The 2,247-nt window shown below is 37.6% G+C and carries 2 protein-coding genes; one reads left to right on the top strand and one right to left on the bottom strand.

Annotation, left to right across the window (positions count from 1 at the left end; all coding sequences use genetic code 11):
• Positions 1–172: 172 nt before the first annotated feature.
• Positions 173–856 (bottom strand): substrate-binding domain-containing protein, encoded by a 684-nt coding sequence (locus MXE38_RS12125; protein ID WP_246915444.1) that lies wholly within the window; start codon positions 854–856, stop codon positions 173–175.
• Positions 857–961: 105 nt separating this feature from the next.
• Here MXE38_RS12125 and MXE38_RS12120 point away from each other — a divergent pair, with 105 nt between their 5' ends.
• Positions 962–1,756, top strand: a complete 795-nt coding sequence (locus MXE38_RS12120; protein WP_246915442.1) for a hypothetical protein — start codon at positions 962–964, stop codon at positions 1,754–1,756.
• Positions 1,757–2,247: the final 491 nt, after the last annotated feature.

Below are 2,247 nucleotides of genomic sequence, written 5' to 3'. Positions count from 1 at the left end.
CCCACCTGTCCCCATTCCGAACACAGAAGTGAAATGTAGTCACGCCGATGGTAGTGCAACGTACGATTGTGCGAGAGTAGGTCATCGCCAGGCTTAATTTTTCTAAGACAAGGCCCCTTGAGAAAAAACTCAAGGGGCCTTGTTGCATTTGTGCCTTTCTAATTCATGCTGATTAGATTTTTGCTAGTTTTGAAGATTGACGAGCAAACAACTCAGGCTTAATCTCTAAACACTCAATACTTTCATTGTGCTCAGCACTAACCTTCTTATGTTCACGATGAGCCTGCGCTACTAGTTGGTAAGCTTGTTTGGCTATTTTTGTAATAGGCTGACTAATAGAGCTCAGGTTTAAAATTTGAGCTAAATAGGTATTATCAAAGCTAATTAGCCCGACATCCTCAGGTATTCTCAGCCCTGCCTTTAAACACTCCTTCTCTAAAGCCAGAGCACACACGTCATTGTAAATCCATAGGGCTATGGGAGCTTTACCTTGTTGTTTACGCTCTAATAATATTTTCACAATAGCAAGAATATGCTCATTAAGGCCATGCGACAGAGTATTGCTGTCAGAGCCATCTTTGTGCTCTACTGATGAAGACGAGCTTTGCGCAATGCTAATGCTTTCTGCTATGCCCTTAGGAAGCCAAAAGATACATTCACTATCTAAGCTGCATCTAATTGGTAGTTCATCAAACGATTCTTTTAGAACGCTGTATTTTTCTACATCTACTCCTTTTTGACCAATAAAGCCTACTTTGCTCCAGCCCTGGGCTTTAAGGTGAGATGCCACTTGAACCATACCATTACGATAGTCAACTAAGATTGAGTTAAAAAACTTGGAGCGTTGTGTAACCACGACAGTAAAAATACCACTACGTCTAATATCATCTACAAGCTCACTTTCAATGGTAAAACTGGCCTCTACGTAGATTGCGCTAATGATTCATTTTGCATTAGAGACATGGGCTTTATCTATCTAGAGCATGCAGTTGCTATTCGTGAAGCTGATGCTCTTACCATCGATAATAACTTTATTGCAGAGTGCGGTAATTGTGTAGAGCTGCTCACCTGTGGTCAAGCTTGTAAAGTAGCCAATAATTTAATGGGGGCAGGCTACTGTGGTCATAACATCTACGCAGAAAATTATGGTGGCTTGCTAATTAGCGCCAATAATGTTTTCCCTCGTGGCAGAAGTAGCATTCACTTATTAAACGTCTCTCGTTCTAACATTGCTTCTAATAGATTGCACTCTTTCTATCCTGGTATGGTGATCTTAGAGGGACAATGCTGTGAAAACCTCATTAGCTCTAATCATTTATTAAGAGATCCAGAGCCTTGGGCTCCAATGCAAGGATTCAATAATGGTATTAATGATGACTATGGTCTTGTGCATATCAATGGTGCCAATAACTCCTTGATTGCAAATCATATCTCAAGCTCCATTGCTCCTGAGCATTTGGTAGGTTCAGACCACAGCGTGATTATCAAAGTGAATAGTGGTAGTGGTAACTATATTGCCAACAATCATATTGTGGCAACTGATCCTAGCCTGAGCAAGGAATTAGAGGTAAAAGAAGCAAGCTCTTGTTTTGCTACTCAAGTTGAGGCCATGACTAGAATTAGTAATTTAAAGCCTTTTGAGAATGTATGTGATGTTGTCTTGGAGCCTGCAACTCATGATAACCAAGTTATTTTTACTGCTCGTAAAGATAAATACCAAGACCAAGGACTTAATAATGTCGTAATGGCTTTATAAGTTCATTAAAAATTTCACACACAAAAGCTTTAATGAGCTAGGTCAAGTGATCTAGCTCATTTTTGATTTTGATGGCTTATAAACCAAATTTTAATTAATTTACAATATTTCTATTTTTGATTTTACTGACGAATTTTACATTTATGTAAGTAAAACTCTAGCAAAGAGTTAAAATAAATTAAAAAAAAATTGTTAATAAAATCCGATATATATCGGAAATCTTAAAAAGAAACTAAAAAAAATTTAATTTTTCTTAAAAAAGGTGTTGACGTTAGGTTAAAAATCATTAAAATACGTCTCCGCTGTCACGCACTAAAGCGAACAGCTGCAAAAACCAAGCGTTTTGAAGTTCTTTAAAAATTGATAAGTACAGACAATCTGTGTGGGTTCTTTAAGTTAAGAACTTTGAGTTTTAAGCCAACATACTGGCAACTAGTTATAGTTGCAACTTCAAACGAATCATTAAAGTGAAGAGTTTGATCATGGCTCAG

Origin of the sequence: Anaerobiospirillum sp. NML120448 (genome assembly GCF_023050945.1) — a bacterium.
GTDB lineage: Bacteria > Pseudomonadota > Gammaproteobacteria > Enterobacterales > Succinivibrionaceae > Anaerobiospirillum.
The sequence above is the reverse complement of the archived record's forward strand: the minus strand, read 5'-3'. Positions and strand labels throughout refer to the sequence as shown.